The following is a 23426-nucleotide window of genomic DNA, read 5'->3' as shown; positions in this document are numbered from 1 at the left end:
CGACAGCGGCTCCCTCCTGCCCGGGCAGGAGGGAGCCGCTGTCGGTCTCCACGTCAGGATGCGCCCGCCGCGTCCTGGGTCCCATGGGCGATCGGGACCTGGACCGGCGCCGCCTCGGGCTCGGCCACGGGCATCGACACGGTCAGCACACCGGCGTCGTAGGTCGCCGTGACGTCCTCCGCGCGGCAGCCGTGCGGCAGCCGCAGGCGGCGCGTGAACGAGCCGTAGTGCATCTCGGAGCGGTACTTGTCGTGCTCCTCTCCGCGTCGCTCCCCGTGGATCGTCAGAGCGTCGTCCGCGATGCTCACCTCGACGTCCTTGTCGGGGTCGATCCCGGGCAGGTCGGCACGCACGACGTAGTGCCCGTCGTCGACGTACTCCTCCACGGGGATGTAGCCGTCGTTCAGGACCGCCCGGAACGGTCCTGTCGTCTCCAGCCAGTCGAACACGTCGGTGAGCGGGGTGAAGCCACCCCTGCGAACCAGTTGCGTCATGGTCTCCATGTCCTTTCTCGGGATCCCCCGCACTCGGGAGGCGGGGCGTGCCTCCATCGTGTGACGCGGCACGGCGCCGCAGAGCGGCCATTGGTCCCCGTCAGCGCGGACGAACGGCCCGAGCTGTGCGGACGACGTCGAAAGGCCGGCTGCCTGCCGTCCCTCGTGACCTTGGTCCCGTCGGATCCCGTCCCTCGCCCCTGCCGGGCTGACGCCCACAGGAGTGGGATCGAGGAGGCAGTCGACAGCGAGACGAAGGAGAGGTGCGAGGGCGATGCACGAGCGAAGGACGGCGCAAGGACTGGCACGCAGGCTCGGGATCGAGCGCAACCCCCTGCGCCGGCGCAGCGACCGTCTCGAGACCCGCGCCCGCATCGCCGCCCTGCTGCTCTGCGCGGTCGCGGTTCCCGTCGCGGTCGAGGCCGGTGTCCTGGCCCACCACCACCTGTCGGCCGCCGCCGCGCACGAGGTGGCGACGCGACAGCGCCACACGGCCGTCGTCGTGGACGAGCCCCACGTGAGCGCGGCACGGTCCGTGCTCGTGACGACGGCCCGCGTCGCGTGGACCGGTACGTCGGGCGAGACCAGGAGGGCGACGGTCCTCGCACCGCCCGGCACCCGGGGCGGTGATCGGATGACGGTCTGGAGCACGCCGGACGGCGTCGTCACCGCCCCGCCCCTGTCCGGTCGCGACGTGCTGGCGCTCGCGGTCCTGACCGGAGCCGGCCTGGTTCTCGGCGCGGTCGCCCTGAGCCTGGTGCTCCTCGCCGTGCTGCGCCGGCTGCTCGACCGCCGGCGCCTGCGTGCCTGGGAGACGGAGTGGGCCCAGATCGACACCGCCGGGCGGCGGTGACGACGATGACCACCCCCGCCCCCTCCCAGCCCCTCACGACGTCCACGGACCGCGCGTTCGTCCGTTCCTTCACCGACATCGGCCTGGCCGACATCGCGCAGGTCGGTGGCAAGAACGCCGGCATCGGCGAGCTGCACCGGATCCTGGTCGACACCACGGTGCGGGTCCCGGACGGATTCGCCGTCACGGCCGACGCCTACCGTCACACCCTCACCGCGGCCGGCCTGTGGCGGCCCTTGGCCGAGGTCTTCACGGATCTCGACCTCGACGCTCCCGACGACCTCGCGCGCCGCGCGGACCGGGCGCGCGGCCTCGTCGAGGGCGCCGGCCTTCCCGGCGACCTCGCTGCGCAGGTGCGCCGCTCCTACCGCGCCCTGGAGCAGGTCCACGGCCCCGGAGTCGCGGTCGCGGTCCGGAGCAGCGCGACCGCGGAGGACCTGCCCGAGGCGAGCTTCGCGGGCCAGCACGACTCGTACCTCCAGGTGAGCGGCCTCGACGATCTTCTCGACGCGGTGCGGCGCTGCTTCGCCAGCGCGTTCACCGCGCGCGGCGTGCACTACCGCGCCCGGCACGGCTTCGGCCAGCTCGACGTCGCGCTCTCGGTGGGAGTCATGACCATGGTGCGCTCCGCGTCCTCGGGCGTCGCCTTCACGCTCGATCCCGAGTCCGGCCACCGCGGAGTCGTGCTGGTCACCTCCTCCTGGGGAGTGGGCGAGACCATCGTCCAGGGAAGGGTCGACCCCGACGAGTTCCACGTGCACAAGACCACCTACGAGGCCGGATTCCGGTCGGTGCTGCACCGCCGCCTCGGCGGCAAGGAGGTACGCACCGTGATCGGCCCCACCGGCCTGGTCGACGAGCCCACCCCGGAGCCCGACCGCCGGCGGTTCAGCCTGGCCGACGACGACGTCCTGGACCTCGCCGGCGCCGCACTGGCGATCGAGCGGCACGTCGGTCGCCCGATGGACGTCGAGTGGGCCAGGGACGAGGCGGACGAGCACCTGTACGTCGTCCAGGCTCGCCCGGCCACGGGCACGGCCACCCGCGACACCAGCGTCCTGGAGCGCTTCGCCGTGCTCTCCCCCGGTCCCGTCCTCGTCACCGGCAGGGCGGTCGGGAGCCGGGCCGCGACGGGGCGGGTCCGGGTCGTCCGCTCCACCGCGGACCTGGCAGCCTTCCGGCCGGGCGAGGTGCTGGTCGCCGCCACGACCACCCCGGACTGGGAGCCGGTGATGAAGACAGCCGCCGCCGTGGTCACCGACCGAGGCGGACGGACCTGCCACGCTGCCATCATCGCCCGCGAGCTGGGCCTGCCGGCCGTGGTCGGGTGCGGCGAGGCGACCACGCTGCTGCACGACGGGGACGACGTCACCGTCTCCTGCGCAACAGGCGAGACCGGACACGTGCACCAGGGCCGCGCCGAGATCAGCGTCGAGCAGGTGCGGCTCGACGAGCTGCCGCGCCCCCGCACCCGGCTGATGGTCAACCTGGGCAACCCCTCGCTCGCCCTCGCCACCTCGCTGCTGCCGTCCGACGGCGTCGGCCTGGCCCGGACCGAGTTCATCTTCAGCGCGTCGGTGCGCGTGCACCCGCTCGCCGCGCTGCACCCCGAACGCGTGACCGACCCGGCCGAGCGGGCTCGGGTGGAGGCGCTGGTGGGACCGGACGGAGCGTCGTACGTCGTCCGGCGGCTCGCCGAAGGGGTGGGCATGATCGCCGCCGCGTTCCACCCCCGCCCGGTCGTCGTCCGCCTCTCCGACTTCAAGACCAACGAGTACGCCGACCTGCTCGGCGGTGCGGACTTCGAACCCCGCGAGGAGAACCCCATGCTCGGGTTCCGCGGGGCCTCCCGCTACGCCCATCCCTCCTACGCCGAGGGCTTCGCGCTCGAGTGCGAGGCGATGCGCAGGGTCCGTGACGAGATGGGCCTGACGAACGTCGTCCTGATGCTCCCGTTCGTACGACGCCTCCCCGAGGCGGACCTCGTCCTCACCCGGATGTCCGAGCTCGGGCTCGCGCGGGGACGCAACGGCCTCGAGGTCTACGCGATGTGCGAGATCCCCAACAACGTCGTGCTGGTCGACGACTTCGCCCGTCGCTTCGACGGTCTGTCGATCGGCTCCAACGACCTGACCCAGCTCACGCTCGGGGTCGACCGGGACAGCGACGTCGTCGCCTTCGACTACGACGAGCGGGATCCCGGCGTGCTGCGGATGATCGAGCTCGCCATCGACGGCTGTCGCCGCAACGGCATCCACTCCGGCATCTGCGGCCAGGCGCCATCCGACCATCCCGATCTCGCGCAGCGTCTGGTGCGCGCCGGGATCGACTCGATCAGCCTCAGTCCCGACAGCCTGGTGCCGATGCTCCAGATCGTCCACGACGCGGAGGCAGCCATCGCCGCGGACACAGCCCGGCCCACGGGTCCGAGCGAGCTCCGCGAGCCGTGGTGCGCCGCGCAGGAGACCCATTCCGGCACCGTGATCCTCCTCGGCGAGCTCGCGTACAAGGTCAAGAAGCCCGTGCGACTCGGCTTCCTCGACTTCAGCGACCGGGCGACGAGGCAACGGGTCTGCGAGCGCGAGGTCGAGCTGAACCGCCGCCTGGCCCCCGATGTGTACCTCGGCGTGGGTGCTCTCTCCGCGCCCGGCCAGGACGCCGAGCCGGCCGTGGTCATGCGCCGGCTGCCGGAGGAGCGCCGGCTCAGCCACCTGGTGCGCAGCGGCCAGGACGTGAGCGACGAGGTGCGGGCGATCGCCCACCAGGTCGCGGCCTTCCACACCCGGGCCCGGACCGGCCCCGAGATCGCCCGCGAAGGGACCCGCCAGGCCCTGCGATCGCGGTGGGAGGCCAACATCGCCCGGGCCCGTGCCACCGGACACCCCGGCCTCCGGTCGACGGCGCTGGCAGAGGTGTCGCTCCTGGTCAGCCGCTTCCTCGCGGGCCGCGAGGACCTCTTCGCCGACCGCTTGCGGCGAGGAGCGGTCGTCGACGGCCACGGGGACCTGACGGCAGACGACGTCTTCTGCCTCGACGACGGCCCGCGCCTCCTCGACTGTCTCGAGTTCGACGACCGCCTGCGCTACGTCGACCGGCTCGACGACATCGCCTTCCTCGCGATGGGGCTGGACCAGCTCGGCGCACCCGACTCCGCCCGCCTGCTCGTGGACACGTGGGCAGCGGCCCTCGACGATCCCGCACCACCGTCACTGGTGCACCACTTCATCGCCTACCGCGCCTTCGTCCGGGCCGAGGTCGGCGCGCTGCACGGGGCCCAGCACGAGGCCGACGTCACGTCCTACCTCGCCACCTCGCTGACCCACCTGCGTGCCGGCGCGGTGAAGCTCGTCCTCCTCGGCGGTCCCCCGGCGTCCGGGAAGTCGACCCTGGCCGGGTCCGTCGCCGACCGGCTCGGCATGGTCGTGCTCTCGACGGACCGCGTCCGCAAGGAGATCGCCGGGATCGACCCGACCAGCCACGCGCCGGCGCCCTACGGCGCGGGGATCTACACGCCTGAGCACACACGGGCGACGTACGCCGCCCTGCTCGACCGGGCCCAGCGCCTCCTCGCCCGCGGCGAGTCCGTCGTGCTCGACGGAACCTGGAGCCACGCGGACGACCGCGCACGAGCCGCCGAGCTGGCCGCGCGGGCCACGGCCGACCTGGTCGAGCTGCGCTGCGAGATCGACGAGGCGACCGCCCGGCGCAGGTTCGTCACCCGCGACTCGATCTCCGACGCCGACCAGGAGGTCGCGGCCCGGATGCGGGTCGACGCCGACCACTGGCCGACCAGCCACCCGATCGACACCGGGACCGACCTGGTCACCTCGACCGACCAGGCATGCCGCCTGGTCCGCCCCCATCCCCTGCCCTCGGCGCTGCCGTTCGGTGCGCGCCCGCCGTCGTGAGACCGGCGACGGTGCCGCACGGCGCGGTCGTGGTCGGCATCGACGAGCGTCGCTCGGGCTGCGCGGCCCGGGCCTGGGCGAACACCGTGGCGACCAAGGAACGACGCCCGCTCGTCGTGACACGTGCACCACACCCGGCCCGAGTGCTGGGCAGCCTGTCCGAGCGCGCCCACCTCGTGGTCGTCGGCGCCGGACAGCGCGGCTCGGACTCCGCTCTCGTCCGAAGGAGCCGGTGCCCGGTGGTCGTCGTGCCCGACGACGTGGGGCACGGCCACGGTGTGGTCGTCGGGATCGGCGGCGTCCCGGGTTCGCTCGGCACCGTCGAGTTCGCCTTCCACACCGCCTCGTTGCTGGGCGAGCCTCTGATCGTCGTCCACTGCTACCAGGAGGCCGAGCGCATGTCGGGGCGTGCGCTCGTGTCGCCTCCCCACTCCGACCTCGCCGAGGAGCGCCTGCTCGTCGCCGAGACACTGGCCGGCCTGCGTCCGGGCTATCCCGAGGTCGCGGTCGGGGTCCGCCTCGAGCGCGGCCTGCCCGAGGACGTCCTCGGCGACCTGGCCCACGACGCCGCACTGGTCGTGGTCGGCGAGACGAGGCACGGGTTGCTCACCGACCTCGTGCTCGGCTCGGTCGCGCGCAGCCTCCTCGCACGCGGATCGTGTCCCGTGGCCGTCGTTCCCCGCCCCGGTCCCGCGACGTTGGGGCCCTGACGGACTCGGGACCTTCGGCCCTGCCCCGGACCCGCGACACGGTGCAGGCTGGTCGTCGAGTACAAGGAGATGCCCATGTCGGACCCACGAGCGCGCCGCCAGGCCCGCCAGCACCTCGCTGACCGGTTGATCCTCGAGTACGCCGGTGCGGTCCCGGCCGGCCAGGTGCTGGCCGCGGTCCTGCGGGCCGAGCAGCTGCTGCAGGCCTACCACCCGGACGAGGGCCGGCGGATGGCGCTGTGCGAGGAGCTCGTCCGGCACCGGCTCGCCGAGAGCCTGACCCGCCGCCGCGCACCCCGGCTCGTCATCGCGTCCTGACCGGGCCGTCCGCGTCCACGCCCGACCTACCCGGCGGGAGCCGCACGGACGACGGTCGTCGTCCGGTAGTGCTCCCCGTCGTAGCCGCTGCAGGTGGTGAGCACGAGCCGCGGTCCGCCCGTCGCCGAGAAGAGCTGCGGGGCGAGCTCCGCGATCCGGTCCCGCGGGTATGCGGCGACGGCCTCGACCCGGTAGCGAACGACGCCGTGGTCGGTGACCACCCGCACCCGGTCACCGGGGACGAGCTGCGCCAGGCGGTCGAAGACACCGTCACCACGACTGTAGGTGTGCCCGGTCATCAGCACCGCTCCGCGTTGGTCCCCGGGTTCGGCGCCGCCCTCCCACCACCCGACGACGCGTACGTCGTCCGGCGGGGTGAGCACGTCCCCGGCGACCGCGACCGGCTGGATCCGGGCGGACACGTCGATGGCCGGGATCTCGACCCGGATCGGACGGCCCCGCACCGGGCTGGCCGGCGCTGCAGGCGGTGGCGAGGCCTCCGCGGGTCGGGCGCCTGACCTGTGCGGCGGGACCGCAGTGTCTGGCTCGTCTCGCCACGGGCGCGCCACGGACATGCCGGCGGCGGCCAGCACCAGCCCCACCAGGGCCAGCGCCGCCGCCGTCCGGCGCGCTCGGGGCACGCTCACCCCACGCGACGACCGACGGTCGCCGACATCACGAGGGCTGCCGCCACCAACGCGATGCCCGCACCGGCGAGTCCCGAGCCCCACAGGTCGCGGGTGGTCCAGCCGGTCGCCCCGGCGTCGATGACCTTCGGCACGTCGTTGCCGGCGCTGCCCTCGTGGACACCGGCCACCTCGCCGCCGTCACCGGATGAGGAGGGCTGGGTGGTCGCCACGCCGCCCACGTCGGACGAGCCGGCGTCGGTCGGAACGGTGGTCACCTCGGTGGTCGGCTCGGTCGGCTCGGTGGTCGGCTCGGTCGGCTCGGTCGTGGGCTCCGTCGGCTGGTCCGGCGGGAGGCACTTGAAGACCTTCTCCTTCCACCCGTCCTTGTCGTCGTGGGTGACGAACGCTGTCACCTTGACCGGGATGCTCCTGCCGGCGTCGTCCTGGGTCACGGCCAGGTCGAGGTCGTAGCGTCTCTCCGCGTTCAGGCCGTCGCTGCCACCGGCCGGTGCACCGAGGGTGAAGGCGGCGCCGGTGAGGATCGGAGTGCCGGACCCGGGGCGCTCGAACACGACGCTGGTCACCTCGGTGCCGGCGGCGAAGTCGAAGAACCGGACCGTGACCGAGCAGCTCACCTTGGGGTCGTTGCGGGGGTTCCCGGCGTAGGGCGTGTCACCCACGTCGATCGAGCCCTGGTTGCCGACCGCACTCGCTGCCGGCGCGCCGGCCGGGTCGGATGTGGCCGGGCCTCCCGTCATCAGCAGGACGGCCGCGGCCAACAGGGAGACGAGCCCGCACAGCCCCAACAGGAGGGGGATGCGGGGCGTGGAGGAGGTCGTGAGGGGTGAAGGAGTCATCATTGCTCCGTTCCGGGGTCAGGGCGTCGTGGTACGCCGTTCGAAGGTCCCGCCGCGCCCCGATGCCCGGCTGCCACCAGCCTGTCCCGGGCGCCGGTGCGCTGGAACGGTCCAAGGTCCCCGCCACGACGGACCTTTCGCCGAGCCCTCTCAGTCGACGCGCACCCGCTCGCCGAGCAGGGGGACGACGGCGCAGATGCCCAGCTCGTCCTCGATGCGCTCGGCGAGAGCCGCGGACGAGTGCGGCTCCCCGTGCACGACGTACACCGTGGTCGGGGGCGCAGCCGCTGAGGCCACCCAGGTCACCAGGTCGTCGGCGTCGGCGTGCACCGAGAAGTCCGGTACGTCGACGACCTCGGCGCGCACCGGGACGTAGTGGCCGTGGATCTTCAGGTGCCGAGCTCCGTCCTGCAGCTGACGTCCGCGGGTGCCGGGTGCCTGGTAGCCCGTGAGGACCACGCAGTTGCGCGGGTCGGGCAGCTGGTGGGCGAGGTGGTGGACGACCCTCCCGCCGGTGGCCATGCCGGATGCCGAGACGATGATGCACGGCTGGTCCGGGTCGTTGAGGCGGCGCGACTCGACAGCATCCCGCACGGCGTGGAGGTCGAGCGCGCGCAACCTCTCCAGGGCCTCCGCCCGATCGGCCCTCAGCTGTGCCGAGCCCTCGTGCAGGGCCCGGAGGTACACCCCCAGGGCCTCGAGCGCCATCGGGCTGTCGACGTGCACCGGCACCCGCGGGATCAGCCCGGCGCTCTCGAGCCGTTCGAGCTCGAGCAGCACCAGCTCGGTCCGGTCGACGGCGAAGGCGGGGATGAGAACCGTGCCACCGCGGCCGATGGTGCGCCGTACCGCGCCGGCGAGGACGCCGGGCTCCGCCGTGGGGTGGACGCGGTCGCCGTAGGTGGACTCGAGCACCAGTGCAGTGGCGGCCGCGGGAGCGGGAGGCGGCTCGAGCAGTGGGTGCCCGTCGCGGCCGAGGTCACCGCTGAAGACGACGACGTCGCCGGCGATGTCCACCTCGAGGGTCGCCGAGCCGAGGATGTGGCCGGCCGGGTGGAGACGGACCCCGACGGATGCCGTCACCGCGTGGTGCTCGTCGTACGGCAGCGGCGCGAACCGGAGCAGCGTCCTCTCGACGTCCTCCGCGGTGTACAGCGGCAGCGCCGGCCGGTGCCTCGACCAGCCCGACTCGTTCGCGTAGCGCGCCTCCTCCTCGAGGAGATGGGCGCTGTCCCTCAGCACGATCGCGGCCAGCGCGGCCGTCTCCTTGCTGCAGTGGATCGGACCGGCGAAGCCGTCCTTCACCAACCGCGGCAGCTGGCCGCAGTGGTCCAGGTGGGCGTGGGTGAGCAGCACGGCGTCCACGGTCGCCGGGTCGATCGGCAGCGGCTCCCAGTTCCTGCGCCGCAGCTCGGACGGGCCCTGGTAGAGGCCGGCATCGACGAGCACCCGGCTGGTGTCGTGCTCGAGCAGGAAGCAGCTGCCCGTGACCGTCCCGGCCGCTCCCAGGAAGGTCAGGATCGGACTGGCCGGCCCCACGGTCGCGCCGGCGCCCGGCGTGGCCGTGGTCCGGTCGGTCGTCGGCGCGCTCATCGGGTCGCTCCGACGACGAGGGCCACGGCCACGAGGACCACGACGGACACGGCGACCGCGACGCGCGGGTCGCCCTCGTCGTACCTGCGGCGCCGGGCTCCCGCGTCGCGACCCGTGTTCGCGATCCACACGCCCGCACCGATGAGCCCGACGCCGGAGACGATGAGCACGAGTGCAGCGGCGAGCGATCCACCGAACCAGTCCTGGACGGCCATCGGCAGCACGAGAAGCACTCCGGCCGCACCCACGCCGAGCACCGGCACGTCCCTCAGACGCAGCGCGAGCAGCACCAGCGCGCCGGCGGTGACCAGGGCCAGCACGGTGCCTGCATCGGTCTCCGCCGCGAAGACCCCGCCCACGACCGCGGCTACGGCGCCCAGCGAGAACGCCGTGCGGGGCGGACGGAGCAGACCGCCGCGGGCCAGCAACAGCCACACCACTCCGACCGCCCACGGACCGAAACCACCTACCCTGCTGTCCGGGTCGGCGAGGAACACGACCGACGCCGCCGTGGCGGCCAGAGCCGCCAGAGCGGCGGCCTGTTGGAGGATCGTGGGTCGGATGCGCCACAGGACGACGGCGGAGGCCGCCGCGCCCGCTGCGGTGAGCACGGCGGTCGGACGCTCGGCGAGGTCCAGCGCCTGGCGGGCCAGCACGGCGAGGAAGACCGCGGTCAGGGCGACCGAGGCGGCCCAGAGCACCGCGCGGAGCCGAACCCCGGCGGGTCCGGCAGCAGGAGGCACCAGAGCGCCCGCCGCGGTCAGGCTCGCCGCGACCAGGCCGACGACGACCAGGCGCCAGGAGGTGGCCAGGTCGCTCCAGAACTGGTCGGCCAGCAGGGCCGCGCCCACGACGACCACCACGCCGCCCAGGTAGCCCAGGGCCTCGGGGACCAGCGACGAGCGGGCCCCGACGTGGCGGGCCTCCCCGCCGCGCGGCTCGCCGTCGTGGAGGGGTGAGGACAACGTCGGTGTGGTCGGCATCGCAACGACCTTCCTGCTCAGCGGTGCGGTGGTCTCACTCACCGACGCTAGGAGCGGCGTCGGCGCCGCGACAGGGTCCTAGGTCCCCGGCCCGAGGGCCGTGATGCCGTCAGGTCCGGCGGAGCTGTCGCGGCTCGTCCAGCGACTCTCCTGCGGCGAGGCGCACCTTGACGTCGACGAGGTGGATCCCGTCCGGGGTGACGATCACCGGGTTGAGGTCCAGCTCGGCTATCTCGGGTACGTCGACCGCGAGCTGCCCGAGCCCTGAGGCCGCGCGCGCGAACGAGTCGACGTCCACCCGCGCCGCGCCCCGGAAGCCGTCGAGCATCGGCCAGGTGCGCAAGGTGCGCAGCACCCGCAGGATCTCCCCCGGCACGAACGGCGGGAGCAGGAACGCGCGATCGTCGGCGAGGTCGGTTCCGACACCGCCTGGCGCCACCATCACGAGTGGGCCCAGGACGGGGTCGCGCACCATGCCGAGCGCCATCTCGACGCCGCTGACCATCGGCTGCACCAGCACCGGGCACGCCCGGCCCATCCGGCGCTCGATGTCGTCGGCGGCCAGAGCCACCTCCTCCGCGGACATCAGGCCCGTCGCGACCAGCCGCCGCTCGGTGCGGTGGACCACGTCGGCGCTCGCGACCTTGACCGCCACCGGGAAGCCCATCTGCGCAGCCGCCTGCGGTGCGTCCGCGGCGAGCACGACGACGCCGGCGGACTCGAGTCCGTAGCGGTGCAGCAGCCCTGCGGCATCGCCGGGCACGACCCAGCCGTCGACGCCGCTGCGAGCGAGCAGGTCGATCGCCTCGTCGCGGGCCGCCCGCGCCCGCGCCGGGTCCGGAGCCGGACCGGGCGGGAGCACGTCGCGACGCCATGCGGCGTACACCGACGCCCGCCCGAGCGCGGCCAGCGCGGCCGCGCTCGATCGCAATGTCGTGACTCCCGCGTGGGGCCCGTCCCCGTCCACGCCCAGCCCGACCGCGACCACGGGATGGTGGGGGTACCTGTGCCGCACGCCGGCCAGCGCATCCAGCGCACCCGCGACGTCGTTCGTGTCCGTGGCGACCAGGACCACGAGCAGGGCGTCCACCTCGTCCGAGGCGAGGACCACGTCGGCGATCGCGGCCAGCCGGCCGGCGTCCGCGCCCGCACCGGCGTCCACCGGGTTCGCCGAGCCGGTGGTCTGCGACACGAGGGCACCGACCTCGGCCCGCAGCGACGCGGAGAACGCGGCGACGTCGAGACCGGCGTCCTGCGCCGCGTCGGCCGCCAGGACGCCCAGTCCGCCCGCGTTGCTCAGCACGCCGAGCCGGGTCCCGGCCGGGAGCGGCTCACGGGTCAGGACGGTCACCGTGTCCGCCAGCTCCTCGGCGTCGCGGCACGCGATCACCCCGCTCTGCGCGAGGAGGGCCGTCACACCGACCACCGGACTCGCGGCCGCGGCCGTGTGCGAGCTGCCGGCTCGCCGCCCGCCGGCGGACCGGCCGCCGACGACGGCGACCAGCGGCTTGCGCTGGGAGAAGCGTCGGGCGAAGCGAGCGAACTTGCGGGCGTTCCCGAAGGACTCGAGGTAGAGCGCCGCACAGCTCACCTCGGGGTCGTCGTACCAGGCAGCGAGGAGGTCGTTGCCGGACACGTCGACCTTGTTGCCGAGCGAGACGAACGTGCGAACGCCGACCCCGTCGTGGGCGAGCAGGTCCATCAGGGCGATGCCGACGCCACCGGACTGGCTGGCGACGGCCAGGCCGCCGGGACCGGGCGCCCGCAGGCCGAAGGTGGCGTTGAGCCGCACGTCGGGAGCATTGTCGAGCACGCCGAGGCAGTTGGGACCGACGAGCCGGAGCCCGTGGCGACGAGCGGTGCGACCGAGCTCCTGCTGCAGCCGCGTCCCGTCCGCGCCCATCTCGCCGAAGCCGGACGAGATCACCACGGCGCCGCGCGCTCCCCCGGCGATCGCGTCCTCGAGCGCGTCGAGGACGCCGGCCACCGGCACCGCGATGATCGCCAGGTCGACCGGCGCCCCCTCCGACAGGGCGCCACGGGCCGGCACGTCGCCGACCACGTCCGCGCGGGGGTGTATCGCCACCACCTCACCGGTGAACCCGTCCCGGCGTACGGCGCTCAGGACCGCCGCGCCGATCCCGGTGCCGTCCCGGCGGGCGCCGTAGACGGCCACCGAGCGCGGCGCCAGGAGCGGGCGCAGGGACCGGGCCTCCGACGCGAACTCGCGCAGGTCCGCGGCCTCCTGGACCGCCGGGGTGACCGCGGTGTCCATGGTCAGCTCGCACTCGCCGTGACTGCTCGTCCGGGCGAGCGTGAAGCCCGCGCGGGCGAACACGTCGAGCATCCGGTGGTTCTCCGAGAGCACCAGGGCGACGACTCGCCGGATCCCCCGGTCCCGGGCCCGTGCGGCCAGGTGCTCGAGGAGGAGGGTGCCGAGGCCGTGACCGGCGAGGTCGTCGGCCACGAGGAAGGCCACCTCGTAGGTCAGGGCATCGACGGGTTCCGCGGTGGCGAGGGCCACGACTCTCTCGCCCACGAGTGCGACCAGGGCCATCGTGTCGGAGGAGCCGAGCACCCGGTCGACGTACATCCGCGCCGCGCGAGGGCCACCGCTGAAGAACCTCAGCCGCAGCGCGTCGCTGGAGGCACTCTCGTGCAGCGCATGCAGGCCCGGGCCGTCGCGGCGCTCCAGCGGGCGGATCTGCGCCAGGCCACCGTCGCTCAGGAGCACCTCGGCCGTCGTCATCGCCGTCACCCTCTCCGCACGGCCACCACGCCCGGCGTGGCGACGACCGCATCGAGGATGGCGGCCAGCCGTGAGCCGTCGATCGCGTCCAAGCCGGTGAGCTGCACGATCCCGTTGCGCACGCGCACCTGGCATCCCGACACCCGGGCATGCGCGAGGACGTCGGCGACGTCCTCCTCGAGCCTCTCGTCGTCGTGGGAGAACGCGCGGACCAGGTCGCTGCGGCTGACGACGCCGACGACCTGGTCGGAGGCGTCCACGACCGGCAGGCTCTTGACCGCCGTGCGGGTCAGGACGGCACGCAGCTCGATGACGTCCGTCTCAGGGTGCACGAGCGCGACGACCCGGCTCATCGCCTCCCCGACCGGGTCGGTGAGAGAGCTCCGGGCGATCACGTCGGCCTCGCTGATCACACCGACGATCCGAGCGTTCTCGTCGACCACCGGCAGGGCCGTGACGGCGTGACGGGCCAGGGCACGTGCGGCAGCGCCGATCGGCTGGTCGGCCCGGACCGTCAGCGGCCGCGCGTTCATGATGTCCTCCACCAGCACCGCGATCACCCCGCCGTCACCAGGAGCGGCACGTCCAGCTCGTCGAACCGGTCCGGTGGGCATCCCTCGGCCAGGACCGCGGCGCGGCCGGCCTCCAGGCGCGCGACGGGAACGCGGAACGGCGAGCACGACAGGTAGGTGACGCCGATGCCGGCCAGGAACCCGATCGAGGCGGGGTCTCCGGCGTGCTCACCGCACACGCCGACCGGGATGCCCGGCCGCGTGCGCCTGGCCGCGTCGACCGCGCGCGCTGCCAGCTCGCCGACCCCCTCCTCGTCGAGGGTGGCGAACGGTGAGACCCGCAGCAGTCCCTCGTCGAGGTAGCGCGGCAGGAAGGAGCGCTCGGCGTCGTCACGCGACAGTCCCCAGGTCAGCTGGGTCAGGTCGTTGGTGCCCAACGACAAGAAGCCCGCCACCTCGGCGATCCGCGCGGCCGTCACCGCGGCCCGCGGTGTCTCGACCATGGCACCGATGCGGTACGGCACCCGACCGCGGCGGGCACCGACGTCCTCCGCGGCGCGAGCGACAGAGCGGGCGACCGCGGCGAGCTCCCCCACGGAGCTCACCAGCGGCACCATCAGCTCGAGGTCGAAGGGGCGTCCGCGCTCGCGCAGGTCCGCTGCGGCCTCGAACGCCGCCGTCGCCTGGGCGACCACCAGCTCGGGCCGCACGATCGCCAGCCGGACGCCGCGCAACCCGGTCATCGGGTTCGCCTCGTGATGCCGTCGTACGGCGGCCAGCCTGGCCTGGAGCGCGTCGTCCGGGCAGCCGCGGACGGCCGCCGTCGCCACCCGCACCGCCAGGTCGGTGAGGTCCGGCAGGAACTCGTGGGCCGGTGCGTCCAGCAGGCGGATCGTCACGGGGCGGCCGTCGGCCGCGGCGAGCAGGACGGCGAAGCTCTCGCGCTGGAGGGCGCCCAGCTCGCGCAGCGCTGCCACCTGCTCGGCCTCGTCGCCGATGAGCACGCGCTCGACGTAGGTCCGGCGGTCGCCGAGGAACATGTGCTCGGTGCGGACCAGGCCGACGCCCTCGGCACCGAAGCGCACGGCACGCGCGATGTCCTTCCCGGAGTCGGCGTTGGCTCGCACGCCGACCCGACGGGTGCGGTCGGCGTGGGCGAGCACGCGGGCGACGGCGGACACCAGCGGGGACTCGACCTCGTCGCCGTCGAGCCACCGGGTCACCTCCGAGGGCACGGTGCGGTGGTGTCCGTGATAGACCCTGCCGGTCCCACCGTCCACCGAGACCACGTCACCCTCGGCGAACAGGTGCTGTCCGCCCAGGCTCACCCGGCGGTGGGCAAGGTCGATCTCGAGGCCCTCCACGCCGCACACGGCCGGCAGGCCCATGCCCCGCGCGACGACGGCGGCGTGGGAGGTCCGCCCGCCCCGCGCGGTGACGACCGCACGGGCGGCCACCATGCCGGGAAGGTCGTCGGCCCGGGTCTCGGGGCGCACGAGGACGACGTCCTCGCCACGAGCGGCGAGGGCGACGGCGGTGGCGCTGTCGAGGACGATCCTGCCGACGGCGGCCCCCGGCGAGGCGGCGAGCCCCGCCGCCGCCGGCCGCCCGGCCGCACCCGCGTCGAGCTGCGGGAACATCAGCTGCGTGAGCTGGTCACCGGTCACGCGCACGAGTGCCTCGTCCTCGGTGATCATCCCCTCCTCCACGAGGTCGGCCGCGATCCGGAAGGCCGCGGCGGGGCTGCGCTTGCCGACTCTGGTCTGCAAGATCCAGAGCCGGCCGTCCTCGATGGTGAACTCGACGTCGCACAGGTCGCGGTAGTGGTGCTCCAGCGTGCTCAGGATGGAGCGGAGCCCTCGGTACGAGGGCAGGTCGAGCTCCCTCAGTCTCGCCAGCGGGACTGCGGTGCGGGTTCCGGAGACCACGTCCTCGCCCTGGGCGTCGGCGAGGTACTCGCCGTAGTCGCCGCGCTCGCCGGTGGCCGGATCGCGGGTGAAGGCGACGCCGCTGCCCGAGGACGCTCCCCGGTTGCCGAAGACCATGGCCTGGACGTTGACAGCGGTGCCGAGATGCTCCGGGATGTCGAACCTGCCGCGGTAGACGCGAGCACGTTCGCCCTGCCAGGACGCGAACACGGCATCGATGGCGAGGTCGAGCTGCTCGCGGGGGTCCTGGGGCAGCGTCCGTCCCGAGACCTCCCGGCACAGCGCCTTGCCGCGCTCGACCAGGTCGCGGAGTCCGTCGGCACCGACAGCTGCGAGGGCCTCGACGCCCTGGGCGGCGACGACGTCCGCGTACAGCTCGCCGAACCGCTCCGCGGGGACCCCCAGGACGGTCTCCCCGAACATCTGCACGAGTCGCCGGTAGCAGTCCCAGGCGAACCGCTCGTCGCCGGAGGCCCGCGCCAGCGCGACGACGGTCTCGTCGTTGAGGCCGATGTCGAGGATCGTGTCCATCATGCCCGGCATCGAGACCGCCGCGCCGGAACGCACCGCGAGCAGCAGCGGCCGCTCACGGTCGCCGAGGCGGAGTCCGGTCCGCTCCTCGAGGAGCGCGAGATGGTGCTCGACGTCGCCGGCCATCCCGGCCGGGCGGCCGCCCCGCTCGAGCGCGTGGCGGCAGGCCGCGGTGGTGATGGTGAAACCCGGCGGGACCGGCAGGCCGAGCTGCACCATACGGGCGAGCTCGGCGCCCTTGCCGCCGAGCAGGTCGCGGTCCGGCGTACCGGGAGCGTCGAAGGAGTGGACGTAGCTGGTCACGCGAGGATCGTCGTCGGACCGGGTCGACGCGGGGCAGGGCCGAAGGTCCTCAGGCAGGCGGGTCATCGGGTCCGCGCCACCGGGCGCCGGTCGGTGATGGCCTGCCACAGCCGGGTGTACTCCTCGACGTCGATCTCGCCACGGGCGAGTCGCTCGTCGAGGATCTCGAGCGGATCCGACGCCCTGTCGCGGCCGAGCCACCGGGCGCCGTAGTAGACGGCGACGCCCACCAGGCCCCAGGTCGCCACCATCACCAGGAGCATCCCCGGCCAGCCGAAGTAGTAGTGCCCGTCGTTCCACATCATCGCCTTGCTCCTTCGCGTCGTCGCGGTCCCGTACTCCGACGGTCCCGCCCCCAGCAGGCGCACGTCAGGGGCGAACCGCCTCGCCCGCCGGGACCAAGTGCCCGCCCGGCCGGGGACGCAACTCCCTGCCCGCCACGGCGCCCCACTCCTAGCGTCGGAGGCATGCATCGACCTACCTCCCCGGGTCACCGAGGCTCCGGTGCCGCCCGCCACCCGGGCATCGAGCGCTACTTCCAGCGCCGCGCCGAGGACTGGCAGTCCCGCCTGGCCGACGCGATCACCGCGTTCGCGGGGTCGATGCCGTTCGTGTGGATCCACACGGCGGTGTTCGCGCTCTGGATGCTCGCCGCGGAGCGCAGTCCCTGGCCGACGCTCACGCTGGTGGTCTCGCTCGAGGCCATCTTCTTGTCGACCTTCGTCATGATCGGCCAGAACCGCCAGGCGGAGGTCCAGCGCGCGAAGGCCGACCACGACTTCGTCGAGCAGGAGCTCGAGCTGAAGACCAACACCGAGCTCACCCGTCAGATCCACGTGCTGACCCAGGAGCTGCACCGGCGGCTGGTCGATCCCGAGGCGAGGCGTTCGGAGGGACTCGAGGCATGACCGACGTGCGACCCGCCGCGGCTGCGACCACACCACCCCACGCCCCGACGCGGCACTCCGGCCGGGCCCTGGGCCCGGTACTCCTGGTGATCGCCGCCGCGCTGGTCCTGAACAGCGCGCTCGGGCCGTTGGGGGCGGACGTGCTCGCCTACCCCCTGCCGGACTCGCTCCTCAACCAGCTGCTCGGTCTCGAGCTGGTCACGCTGGCCCTCGTGGTGCCGACGCTGGTCACGGCCGCCGTGCTCGCGCTCCACGACCGCCCGGGAGCGGCCGTCCTCGCCCTGGGACCGACGGGCTACACGGCCTACATGTTCGTGCAGTACGTCGTCGGACCCGAGCGCCTCGCGTACTCGCCCACCGTCGTCCTCCACCTCGCGATCGCGACGCTCGCGGGTGTCGCGGGCGTGTGGTGCTGGTGCCGGGCCGTCGCCGCTCCTGGGCGCCGGATCTCCGATCGCACCCGGCACGCACGCGTCGCCTGGTTGGTCCTCCTCGTGACGTTCGTCGTGGCGCGCTACCTGCCGGTGCTCGCAGGATCGGTGACCGCGAGCCCGATCCCGGCCGAGTACGCCGAGGCTCCCGCGTTCTACTGGTCGATCGTGCTGCTCGACCTGGGTGTCGTCGTACCGCTCGCCGTGGCGGCGGCCGTGGCCGTCGGTCGCGACCGCCCGGCCGCCGAGGCAGCCTGGTTCGCGGTGGTGTCCTGGTTCGCACTCGTCCCGCCCTCCGTCGCGGCGATGGCCGCGGTGATGGTCATCCGCGACGACCCGCACGCGTCGGTGACGACCCTGGTCATCACCACGGCGGCCAGCCTCGCCTGCGCCGTCCCCGCCCTGCGCGCCGGTCGGTCGGTGCTGCGTCGAGCCATGGCGGCGTCATGATGACGGCACCGCGCCGCCCGCCGCCCGGTCCGCTCGCACGCCGCGTCGTGGGCGCCTTCTTCCTGGTGACCGGAGGCGTCCATCTCGGCATCGTCGTTGCCGATCCTGAGTTCTACCGGCCGTTCGCCGACGAGGCCCTGTTCCCGTTCGTGCGTGACGCATGGGCGGAGGTCGTCATGGCCCGTCCCGAGATCTACGGACTGCTCCTGATGGCCGGCGAGATCGCGCTCGGCGGATGCCTGCTCGTGGGCGGGCGCGCAGCCCGCGTCGGGTGGGTCGGCGTGATCGCCTTCCACCTGCTGCTGGTGCTGTTCGGCTGGGGATTCCTGTTCTGGGTCGTGCCGGCGCTGGGGCTACTGGTGCCACTGGCGTGGCGGGACCTCTCATCGCCTCAGGTCCGAGGCTCCTGAGCCTGGCCCCGGGCGAGCCGGATCCAGCGCCGGACCTCGTCGTCGACCTCGGCCGCCGAGCGGAGCTCGAGGTGGTGCATCCACGTGCCGCGGGCGACCTGCACTACCTGCTTGAAGCGGGTGGACTCCAGCCGCTGGCGCAACGGGAGCGACAGGACGAGTGGTACCTCGGAGCGCAGGTAGCGTCCGGGTCTCCACTCGATCGCGAAGGTGCGTCCGAGCCGGTAGGCGACCTGGGAGCGGCTGACGTGCACCTCGACGCCCTCGACCGCCGTGAGCTCGCCCACCAGCCGGTCGTGGATCTGCCGTGCGGTCGGGTCGCCGTCGAAGAACTCGTCGACCGACCCGGTCATCGCAGCAGCGTGCCCTCGCGCTCCAGCTCGAGGTCGAGGGGCGGGAGCTCTGCGTGCGTGGCAGGCACCACCAGGACCGGGCAGTCCGCGGCGTGGAGCAGGGGACGCAGCACGCCGCCGAGGTGAGGGCCGAGGAGCGGAGCCTCGCCCCGCAGCAGGACCAGCAGGTCCGCCGCGGCGGACTCCTCGAGAAGATCGGCGCGTGGGTCGCCCAGGTGGACCTCGACGTTGACGACCACTCCGGGGTAGGCGCGCCGCCAGGGCCGGAGCAGGTCGTCGATCGACGCCGCGGCCCGCTCGACCAGCAGGGCCTGAGGAGTCCATCCGTCCGGGCGGTGGCCGTCGACCCGGTCGTCCGGCTCCCACGCGTGGACCACTCGCAGCGCCCCGCCGGACTGTTCGGCGCGGCGGAAGGCGGCCCCGAGCAGCTCCGTGCTGTGTGCGGGTGCCTTCAGAGCGACCACGACCCGCTGCCGGGAGGTGTGACCGTCACGCCAGCCCTCGGGTACGACGGCCAGTGGTGCGTGGGCGTGCGCGGCCACGTCCTGCGTGGTGGCGCCTCCGAGGAACCTGCGCAGACCCGTTCGGTTCTCACGTCCGATCACCAGCAGACGGGCGTCGTCGGCTGCCCCCAGGAGCACGGGGGCCGGCGCGCCGTGGCAGGTGACGACCTGCACCTCGACGTCGTCGGCCAGGCGGGCGACCTCGGCACCCAGCGTCGCCTCGACCTGCTGACGCTCGGCGTCCAGCTCCTCGGCGAGGACGGGGAGGTCCAGGAACGCCGAGGTCTGCAAGGGCATCGCGTGCACGACCCGCAACGGAGCCTCGCTGCGCCGGGCCTCTCCGATCGCGAAGCGCAGCGCGCCGCTGCTGGCGTAGGTGCCGTCGTGCCCGACGACGACCGGGCGGGGCGGGGTGGTGGTCATGGTTCCTCCTCGGGGTCGCTCCGAGCCTCGCCGCCGAGCCGGATCGCGGGCAGGGTCGCCGCGCCCGTGCCTGCGGGGACCTTGGTCCTGCGCAGCGTCTTGGCCAGGCCGTCGACCAGGAGCAGGGCCATGGCCGACGCGACGACGACGAGCCAGCCGCCGACGTCGGGGAAGCTGCCACCGAGCAGCTCGGCGACCGGCGGGACGCCGAGGAAGACCATGAGCAGGAGGACCTCGGCGGCGACCGCCACCAGGACCAGCCGGTTGCTGAGCAGGTCGAGCCGCCACACGGGCAGGCGGGTGCTGCGGCAGGCGAAGGCGTTGGCCACCTGGGTGCCCGCGATCACGGCGAAGGCCGTGCCCGAGGCGAGCGCCAGGGTCGAGTCCTGCGGGGTGGCGCCCCACCGCCAGCCGTGTCCCACCAGCACCGTGGTGAACGCCGCCAGCGCCAGGACCGCCTCGGTCAGGCCGAGCACCAGGAACGCCCGGACGGCGAGGGCCCGGTCGATCAGCGTGCGCCGGCGTCGTCCGCGCATCACGTCGGAACGACCCGGTTCGGCGCCCAGCGCCAGGGCGGGCAGCATGTCGGTACCGATGTCGAGCGCCAGCACCTGGAGCACACCGATGGCGAGGGGGAAGCTGCCCCCGCTCAGCGCCCAGGCGGCGAAGGGGGCCAGCTCGGCGACATTGTCGGTGAGGTGGAAGGTGAGGAAGCGGCGGACGTTCTGCGTCGTGGCCCGGCCGAGCTCGACGGCGGTGACGATGGTCGCGAAGTGGTCGTCGAGGAGCACGAGGTCGGACGCCTCCCGCGCCACGTCGCTGCCACTGGCTCCCATCGCGACGCCGACGTCCGCCGTACGCAGCGCGGGGGCGTCGTTGACGCCGTCGCCGGTCATCGCGACCACGTGTCCGTTGCCTCGCAGCGCGCGAGCGATGCGGAGCTTGTCGGCGGGCGCCACCCGGGCAACGACCGCCCCCTGCTCCGCATCGAGCAGCGTCGCGAGGTCACGGTCGTCCGCGGGCAGGTCCTTCCCCTCGATGACCACTCCCCCGTCATGCAGCAGTCCGACCTGGCGCGCGATCGCCTGCGCGGTGCGCGGGTGGTCCCCGGTCAACATGGCGACCCGGATCCCGGCGCGACGGCACTCGCCGAGGGCCTGTGCGACGTCGGGGCGTGGCGGATCCTGGAGGCCGAGCAACCCGAGGAAGCTCAGGTCGCGCTCGCCGGCCTCACCCGCGTCCTCGCCGCCGGAGCGGCCGGCGACGGCGAGGACGCGCAGACCGACATCGGTGAGCTCGGCGAGCGCCGTGCGGATGTGTTCGGGCACGGCCAGGCACCGCGCGAGCACCGCCTCCGGCGCACCGAGGACGGCGACCTCTCCGTCGTACCACGCCGAGCTCACCATCCGCTCGGCCGTGTAGGGACGCCGGACGACGACCTCCTCGGCCGCGGCACCCACCCGCAGCGCCAGCGCGTGCAGCGCGGCCTCCATCGGATCCCCGACAGGAGACCAGCCGCTGTCCTTCTCCCGGACGCGGCCCGTCACACAACGCAGGGCGGACCGGGCGGCCCGCTGCAGTGCGCTCGGGTCACCGGTCCCCGTCACCGTCGCGGTCGGCGCGTACCCGTCGCCGGCGATGTCGTGCCTGCCGGAGGAGGTGATGACCGTGACCACGTTCATCCGGTTCTGCGTGATGGTCCCGGTCTTGTCCGTGCAGATGAAGGTGGTGGCGCCGAGCGTCTCGACAGCGTCGAGGCGTCGCACCAGTGCCTTCTCGCCGGCCATCCGCTGGGCGCCGCGGGCGAGCGAGAGGGTGACGGTCGGCAGCAGTCCCTCCGGCACGAGAGCCACCGAGACTCCGACGCCGAAGAGGAACGCCTCGGTCGGGTCGAGGCCGAGCGCGAGCGAGCCCAGACCGAGGCCGATGCCGACGGTGAACGCCACGACCGCCACCACGCGCACGACCTTGCGCAGCTGCACGGTGAGCGGACTCGGCGGACGGTGGGCCGTCTCGGAGAGCCGCGAGATCCCGGCGAGAGTGGTGTCGGGACCCACGGCCACCACCCGGGTCCGGGCCCGTCCCTGCGTGACGAAGGTGCCGGACATCAGCCTGTCCCCGGCGTCGTGCGGGACCGCTGCGCTCTCCCCCGTGAGCAGCGATTCGTCGAGGGCCAGCGCTTCCGCGGAGACCACCTCGAGATCGGCGCCGACCCGGTCACCGGCCTCGACCAGGACGACGTCGTCGACCACGAGATCGGCCACCTCGACGAGAACCTGGTGTCCCGAGCGGACGACCAGCGCCCGGGCGGGCAGCAGGGCCCGCAGCCGCTCCGTGGACCGGTCGGCGTGGAACTCCTGCCAGAACGCGAACAGCGCGTTCAGCACGACGATCAGTGAGATCGCGATGCCCAGCTCAGGCATCCCCGCGACCACTGCCAGGCCGGCCGCGACCCACAGCAGGACGGCGAGCAGGTGGGTCATCTGGTCGAGGAGCAGTCGCCAGGCGGGCTTGCGGCGGACCGAGGCCACGACGTTGGCGCCGTGCGTGCGCCGACTCTGCTCGACCTGCTCCTCGGTCAGTCCCGCTGCGGCTGCCGCGTCGACCGGCGCCTCGGGGGCGAGCCCGGTCACGGCGAGCCCTCCGGCGCACGGACCGGTCCCTCGTAGCGGCCGGTCGCGGTGACAACGGTGCCCGAGGTCCCGGCCAGGACCGCAACGGCGTTCTCCAGCGCGCCGATCGCCGCGACTCCCCCGGTGCGCTCCACGAACCGGCACACGGCGTCGACCTTGGGACCCATCGAGCCTGCCGGAAGGTCGAGCTGGCGCAGGCCGGCCGGCGTCTCGCGGTGGATCGCCGCCTGGTCCGGCGTACCGAAGCCGCGCATGACGGCGGGGACGTCGGTGAGGACCAGCAGCGCGTCGGCGTCGAGCGACTCGGCCAGGACGGCGCTCGTCAGGTCCTTGTCGACCACAGCCTCCACCCCGCAGAGCTCGCCGAGCTCGTCGCGCACGACGGGCACCCCGCCGCCGCCGGCGCACACCACCACCGCCCCGAGGCCCAGCAGGGCGCGGATGAGCGGTGTCTCCACGACCCGCTCGGGGCGGGGTGACCCGACCACCCGGCGCCAGCCGTCGCCGTCGGCGCGCACGGTCCAGCCACGCTCGGCGGCGAGACGGTGGGCCTCGGCCTCGGCGTACACCTCGCCGACGAACTTCGTCGGCCGGTCGAACGCCGGGTCCGTGGCCGAGACCAGCGTCTGGTTGACGATCGCGGCGACCTGTCGGCCGGGCAAACGGTTCTGGAGGGCCTGGAGCAGCCAGTAGCCGATCATGCCCTGGGTCTGGGCGCCGAGGACGTCGAAGGGGTACGGCGTCGTCAGCCGCGGGTCGGAGGCGCTCTGCAGCGCCAGCACACCGACCTGGGGCCCGTTCCCGTGCGTGATGACCAGCTCGTGCCGAGCGGCCAGCGGGGCGAGTGCGGCCACGGCACGTCGTACGTTGGCCTCCTGGACGTCGGCGTCCGGGTGCTCGCCGCGGGCCAGCAGCGCGTTGCCGCCGAGCGCCACCACGATCCGCAT

At 73.8% G+C, this 23426-nt stretch carries 20 protein-coding genes; 7 read left to right on the top strand and 13 right to left on the bottom strand.

Going from position 1 to position 23426, the window contains the following annotated elements:
• Positions 1 to 53 precede the first annotated feature (53 nt).
• The gene (locus QI633_RS12290; RefSeq protein ID WP_282429147.1) at positions 54 to 494 is read right to left on the bottom strand and encodes an HSP20 family small heat-shock protein; all 441 of its coding nucleotides are present in this window, start codon (positions 492 to 494) and stop codon (positions 54 to 56) included.
• 274 nt (positions 495 to 768) lie between these two features.
• Between QI633_RS12290 and QI633_RS12285 the strand changes: the two genes are divergently transcribed.
• The 4 genes from QI633_RS12285 to QI633_RS12270 all read left to right on the top strand — a co-directional run bounded on the left by QI633_RS12285 (position 769) and on the right by QI633_RS12270 (position 6283).
• Positions 769 to 1347 carry a hypothetical protein gene (locus QI633_RS12285; RefSeq protein WP_160158262.1) on the top strand — a complete coding sequence of 193 codons (579 nt, stop codon included), beginning with the start codon at positions 769 to 771 and terminating at the stop codon, positions 1345 to 1347.
• A gap of 5 nt (positions 1348 to 1352) precedes the next feature.
• Positions 1353 to 5255, top strand: a complete 3903-nt coding sequence (gene ppsA, locus QI633_RS12280; RefSeq protein ID WP_282429146.1) for a phosphoenolpyruvate synthase — start codon at positions 1353 to 1355, stop codon at positions 5253 to 5255.
• Positions 5252 to 5965, top strand: a complete 714-nt coding sequence (locus tag QI633_RS12275) for a universal stress protein (RefSeq protein WP_160158263.1) — start codon at positions 5252 to 5254, stop codon at positions 5963 to 5965. Before ppsA ends, QI633_RS12275 begins: the two co-directional genes overlap by 4 nt.
• A 75-nt stretch (positions 5966 to 6040) precedes the next feature.
• Positions 6041 to 6283, top strand: coding sequence for a hypothetical protein (locus tag QI633_RS12270; protein WP_141798936.1), 243 nt, complete (start codon positions 6041 to 6043; stop codon positions 6281 to 6283).
• A gap of 26 nt (positions 6284 to 6309) precedes the next feature.
• On the opposite strand, the gene QI633_RS12265 is transcribed toward QI633_RS12270, so the two are convergent.
• The 8 genes from QI633_RS12265 to QI633_RS12230 form a co-directional block, all read right to left on the bottom strand.
• Positions 6310 to 6924, bottom strand: a complete 615-nt coding sequence (locus QI633_RS12265) for a class F sortase (protein ID WP_141798937.1) — start codon at positions 6922 to 6924, stop codon at positions 6310 to 6312.
• Positions 6925 to 6926: 2 nt separating this feature from the next.
• The gene (locus QI633_RS12260; protein ID WP_282429145.1) at positions 6927 to 7769 is read right to left on the bottom strand and encodes a hypothetical protein; all 843 of its coding nucleotides are present in this window, start codon (positions 7767 to 7769) and stop codon (positions 6927 to 6929) included.
• Between the two features lie 150 nt (positions 7770 to 7919).
• Positions 7920 to 9362, bottom strand: coding sequence for an MBL fold metallo-hydrolase (locus QI633_RS12255; protein ID WP_141798939.1), 1443 nt, complete (start codon positions 9360 to 9362; stop codon positions 7920 to 7922).
• The gene (locus tag QI633_RS12250) at positions 9359 to 10345 is read right to left on the bottom strand and encodes a hypothetical protein (protein WP_282429144.1); all 987 of its coding nucleotides are present in this window, start codon (positions 10343 to 10345) and stop codon (positions 9359 to 9361) included. The genes QI633_RS12255 and QI633_RS12250 overlap by 4 nt, the downstream gene beginning before the upstream one ends.
• Before the next feature lie 109 nt (positions 10346 to 10454).
• A complete protein-coding gene (locus tag QI633_RS12245) occupies positions 10455 to 13094 on the bottom strand; it encodes a bifunctional GNAT family N-acetyltransferase/acetate--CoA ligase family protein (protein ID WP_282429143.1) in 2640 nt (879 codons plus the stop codon).
• 5 nt (positions 13095 to 13099) lie between these two features.
• Positions 13100 to 13627: a CBS domain-containing protein gene (locus tag QI633_RS12240; protein WP_282429142.1), complete on the bottom strand. Its 528-nt coding sequence runs from the start codon at positions 13625 to 13627 to the stop codon at positions 13100 to 13102.
• A gap of 23 nt (positions 13628 to 13650) precedes the next feature.
• Positions 13651 to 16368: a pyruvate, phosphate dikinase gene (gene ppdK, locus QI633_RS12235; protein WP_282429141.1), complete on the bottom strand. Its 2718-nt coding sequence runs from the start codon at positions 16366 to 16368 to the stop codon at positions 13651 to 13653.
• Positions 16369 to 16430: 62 nt separating this feature from the next.
• Positions 16431 to 16673, bottom strand: coding sequence for an SHOCT domain-containing protein (locus tag QI633_RS12230; RefSeq protein WP_141798944.1), 243 nt, complete (start codon positions 16671 to 16673; stop codon positions 16431 to 16433).
• Between the two features lie 162 nt (positions 16674 to 16835).
• Between QI633_RS12230 and QI633_RS12225 the strand changes: the two genes are divergently transcribed.
• From QI633_RS12225 to QI633_RS12215, 3 genes are read left to right on the top strand one after another with little or no spacing between them, the layout of a single operon-like run.
• Entirely contained in the window at positions 16836 to 17276 is a 441-nt protein-coding gene (locus QI633_RS12225) for a DUF1003 domain-containing protein (RefSeq protein ID WP_141798945.1), read from the top strand.
• Positions 17273 to 18157, top strand: coding sequence for a hypothetical protein (locus QI633_RS12220; RefSeq protein WP_141798946.1), 885 nt, complete (start codon positions 17273 to 17275; stop codon positions 18155 to 18157). Before QI633_RS12225 ends, QI633_RS12220 begins: the two co-directional genes overlap by 4 nt.
• On the top strand, positions 18154 to 18567 hold the full coding sequence (locus QI633_RS12215) for a hypothetical protein (RefSeq protein ID WP_282429140.1): 414 nt from the start codon (positions 18154 to 18156) through the stop codon (positions 18565 to 18567). The genes QI633_RS12220 and QI633_RS12215 overlap by 4 nt, the downstream gene beginning before the upstream one ends.
• Here the strand turns inward: QI633_RS12215 and QI633_RS12210 are convergent.
• From QI633_RS12210 to QI633_RS12195, 4 genes are read right to left on the bottom strand one after another with little or no spacing between them, the layout of a single operon-like run.
• Positions 18549 to 18920: a DUF5655 domain-containing protein gene (locus QI633_RS12210; protein ID WP_282429139.1), complete on the bottom strand. Its 372-nt coding sequence runs from the start codon at positions 18918 to 18920 to the stop codon at positions 18549 to 18551. The two genes, QI633_RS12215 and QI633_RS12210, sit on opposite strands and share 19 nt — an antisense overlap.
• Complete coding sequence (locus tag QI633_RS12205; protein WP_282429138.1) at positions 18917 to 19846, bottom strand: universal stress protein; 930 nt, start codon at positions 19844 to 19846, stop codon at positions 18917 to 18919. The genes QI633_RS12210 and QI633_RS12205 overlap by 4 nt, the downstream gene beginning before the upstream one ends.
• Positions 19843 to 22479 (bottom strand): cation-transporting P-type ATPase, encoded by a 2637-nt coding sequence (locus tag QI633_RS12200; RefSeq protein ID WP_282429137.1) that lies wholly within the window; start codon positions 22477 to 22479, stop codon positions 19843 to 19845. Before QI633_RS12200 ends, QI633_RS12205 begins: the two co-directional genes overlap by 4 nt.
• The gene (locus QI633_RS12195; RefSeq protein ID WP_282429136.1) at positions 22476 to 23426 is read right to left on the bottom strand and encodes a carbamate kinase; all 951 of its coding nucleotides are present in this window, start codon (positions 23424 to 23426) and stop codon (positions 22476 to 22478) included. The genes QI633_RS12200 and QI633_RS12195 overlap by 4 nt, the downstream gene beginning before the upstream one ends.

The organism is Nocardioides sp. QY071 (assembly GCF_029961765.1).
GTDB lineage: Bacteria > Actinomycetota > Actinomycetes > Propionibacteriales > Nocardioidaceae > Nocardioides.
The sequence above is the reverse complement of the archived record's forward strand: the minus strand, read 5'-3'. Positions and strand labels throughout refer to the sequence as shown.

What these genes read in the sequence shown, in the direction of transcription:
- QI633_RS12270 (WP_141798936.1), top strand. Translation starts at nt 6,041, where the DNA reads ATGTCGGACCCACGAGCGCGCCGCCAGGCCCGCCAGCACCTCGCTGAC.
- QI633_RS12250 (WP_282429144.1), bottom strand. Translation starts at nt 10,345, where the DNA reads ATGCCGACCACACCGACGTTGTCCTCACCCCTCCACGACGGCGAGCCG.
- QI633_RS12220 (WP_141798946.1), top strand. Translation starts at nt 17,273, where the DNA reads ATGACCGACGTGCGACCCGCCGCGGCTGCGACCACACCACCCCACGCC.
- QI633_RS12215 (WP_282429140.1), top strand. Translation starts at nt 18,154, where the DNA reads ATGATGACGGCACCGCGCCGCCCGCCGCCCGGTCCGCTCGCACGCCGC.
- QI633_RS12285 (WP_160158262.1), top strand. Translation starts at nt 769, where the DNA reads ATGCACGAGCGAAGGACGGCGCAAGGACTGGCACGCAGGCTCGGGATC.
- QI633_RS12290 (WP_282429147.1), bottom strand. Translation starts at nt 494, where the DNA reads ATGACGCAACTGGTTCGCAGGGGTGGCTTCACCCCGCTCACCGACGTG.
- ppsA (WP_282429146.1), top strand. Translation starts at nt 1,353, where the DNA reads ATGACCACCCCCGCCCCCTCCCAGCCCCTCACGACGTCCACGGACCGC.
- QI633_RS12245 (WP_282429143.1), bottom strand. Translation starts at nt 13,094, where the DNA reads ATGACGACGGCCGAGGTGCTCCTGAGCGACGGTGGCCTGGCGCAGATC.
- QI633_RS12230 (WP_141798944.1), bottom strand. Translation starts at nt 16,673, where the DNA reads ATGATGTGGAACGACGGGCACTACTACTTCGGCTGGCCGGGGATGCTC.
- QI633_RS12255 (WP_141798939.1), bottom strand. Translation starts at nt 9,362, where the DNA reads ATGAGCGCGCCGACGACCGACCGGACCACGGCCACGCCGGGCGCCGGC.
- QI633_RS12195 (WP_282429136.1), bottom strand. Translation starts at nt 23,426, where the DNA reads ATGCGGATCGTGGTGGCGCTCGGCGGCAACGCGCTGCTGGCCCGCGGC.
- QI633_RS12225 (WP_141798945.1), top strand. Translation starts at nt 16,836, where the DNA reads ATGCATCGACCTACCTCCCCGGGTCACCGAGGCTCCGGTGCCGCCCGC.
- QI633_RS12210 (WP_282429139.1), bottom strand. Translation starts at nt 18,920, where the DNA reads ATGACCGGGTCGGTCGACGAGTTCTTCGACGGCGACCCGACCGCACGG.
- QI633_RS12205 (WP_282429138.1), bottom strand. Translation starts at nt 19,846, where the DNA reads ATGACCACCACCCCGCCCCGCCCGGTCGTCGTCGGGCACGACGGCACC.
- QI633_RS12260 (WP_282429145.1), bottom strand. Translation starts at nt 7,769, where the DNA reads ATGACTCCTTCACCCCTCACGACCTCCTCCACGCCCCGCATCCCCCTC.
- QI633_RS12240 (WP_282429142.1), bottom strand. Translation starts at nt 13,627, where the DNA reads ATGAACGCGCGGCCGCTGACGGTCCGGGCCGACCAGCCGATCGGCGCT.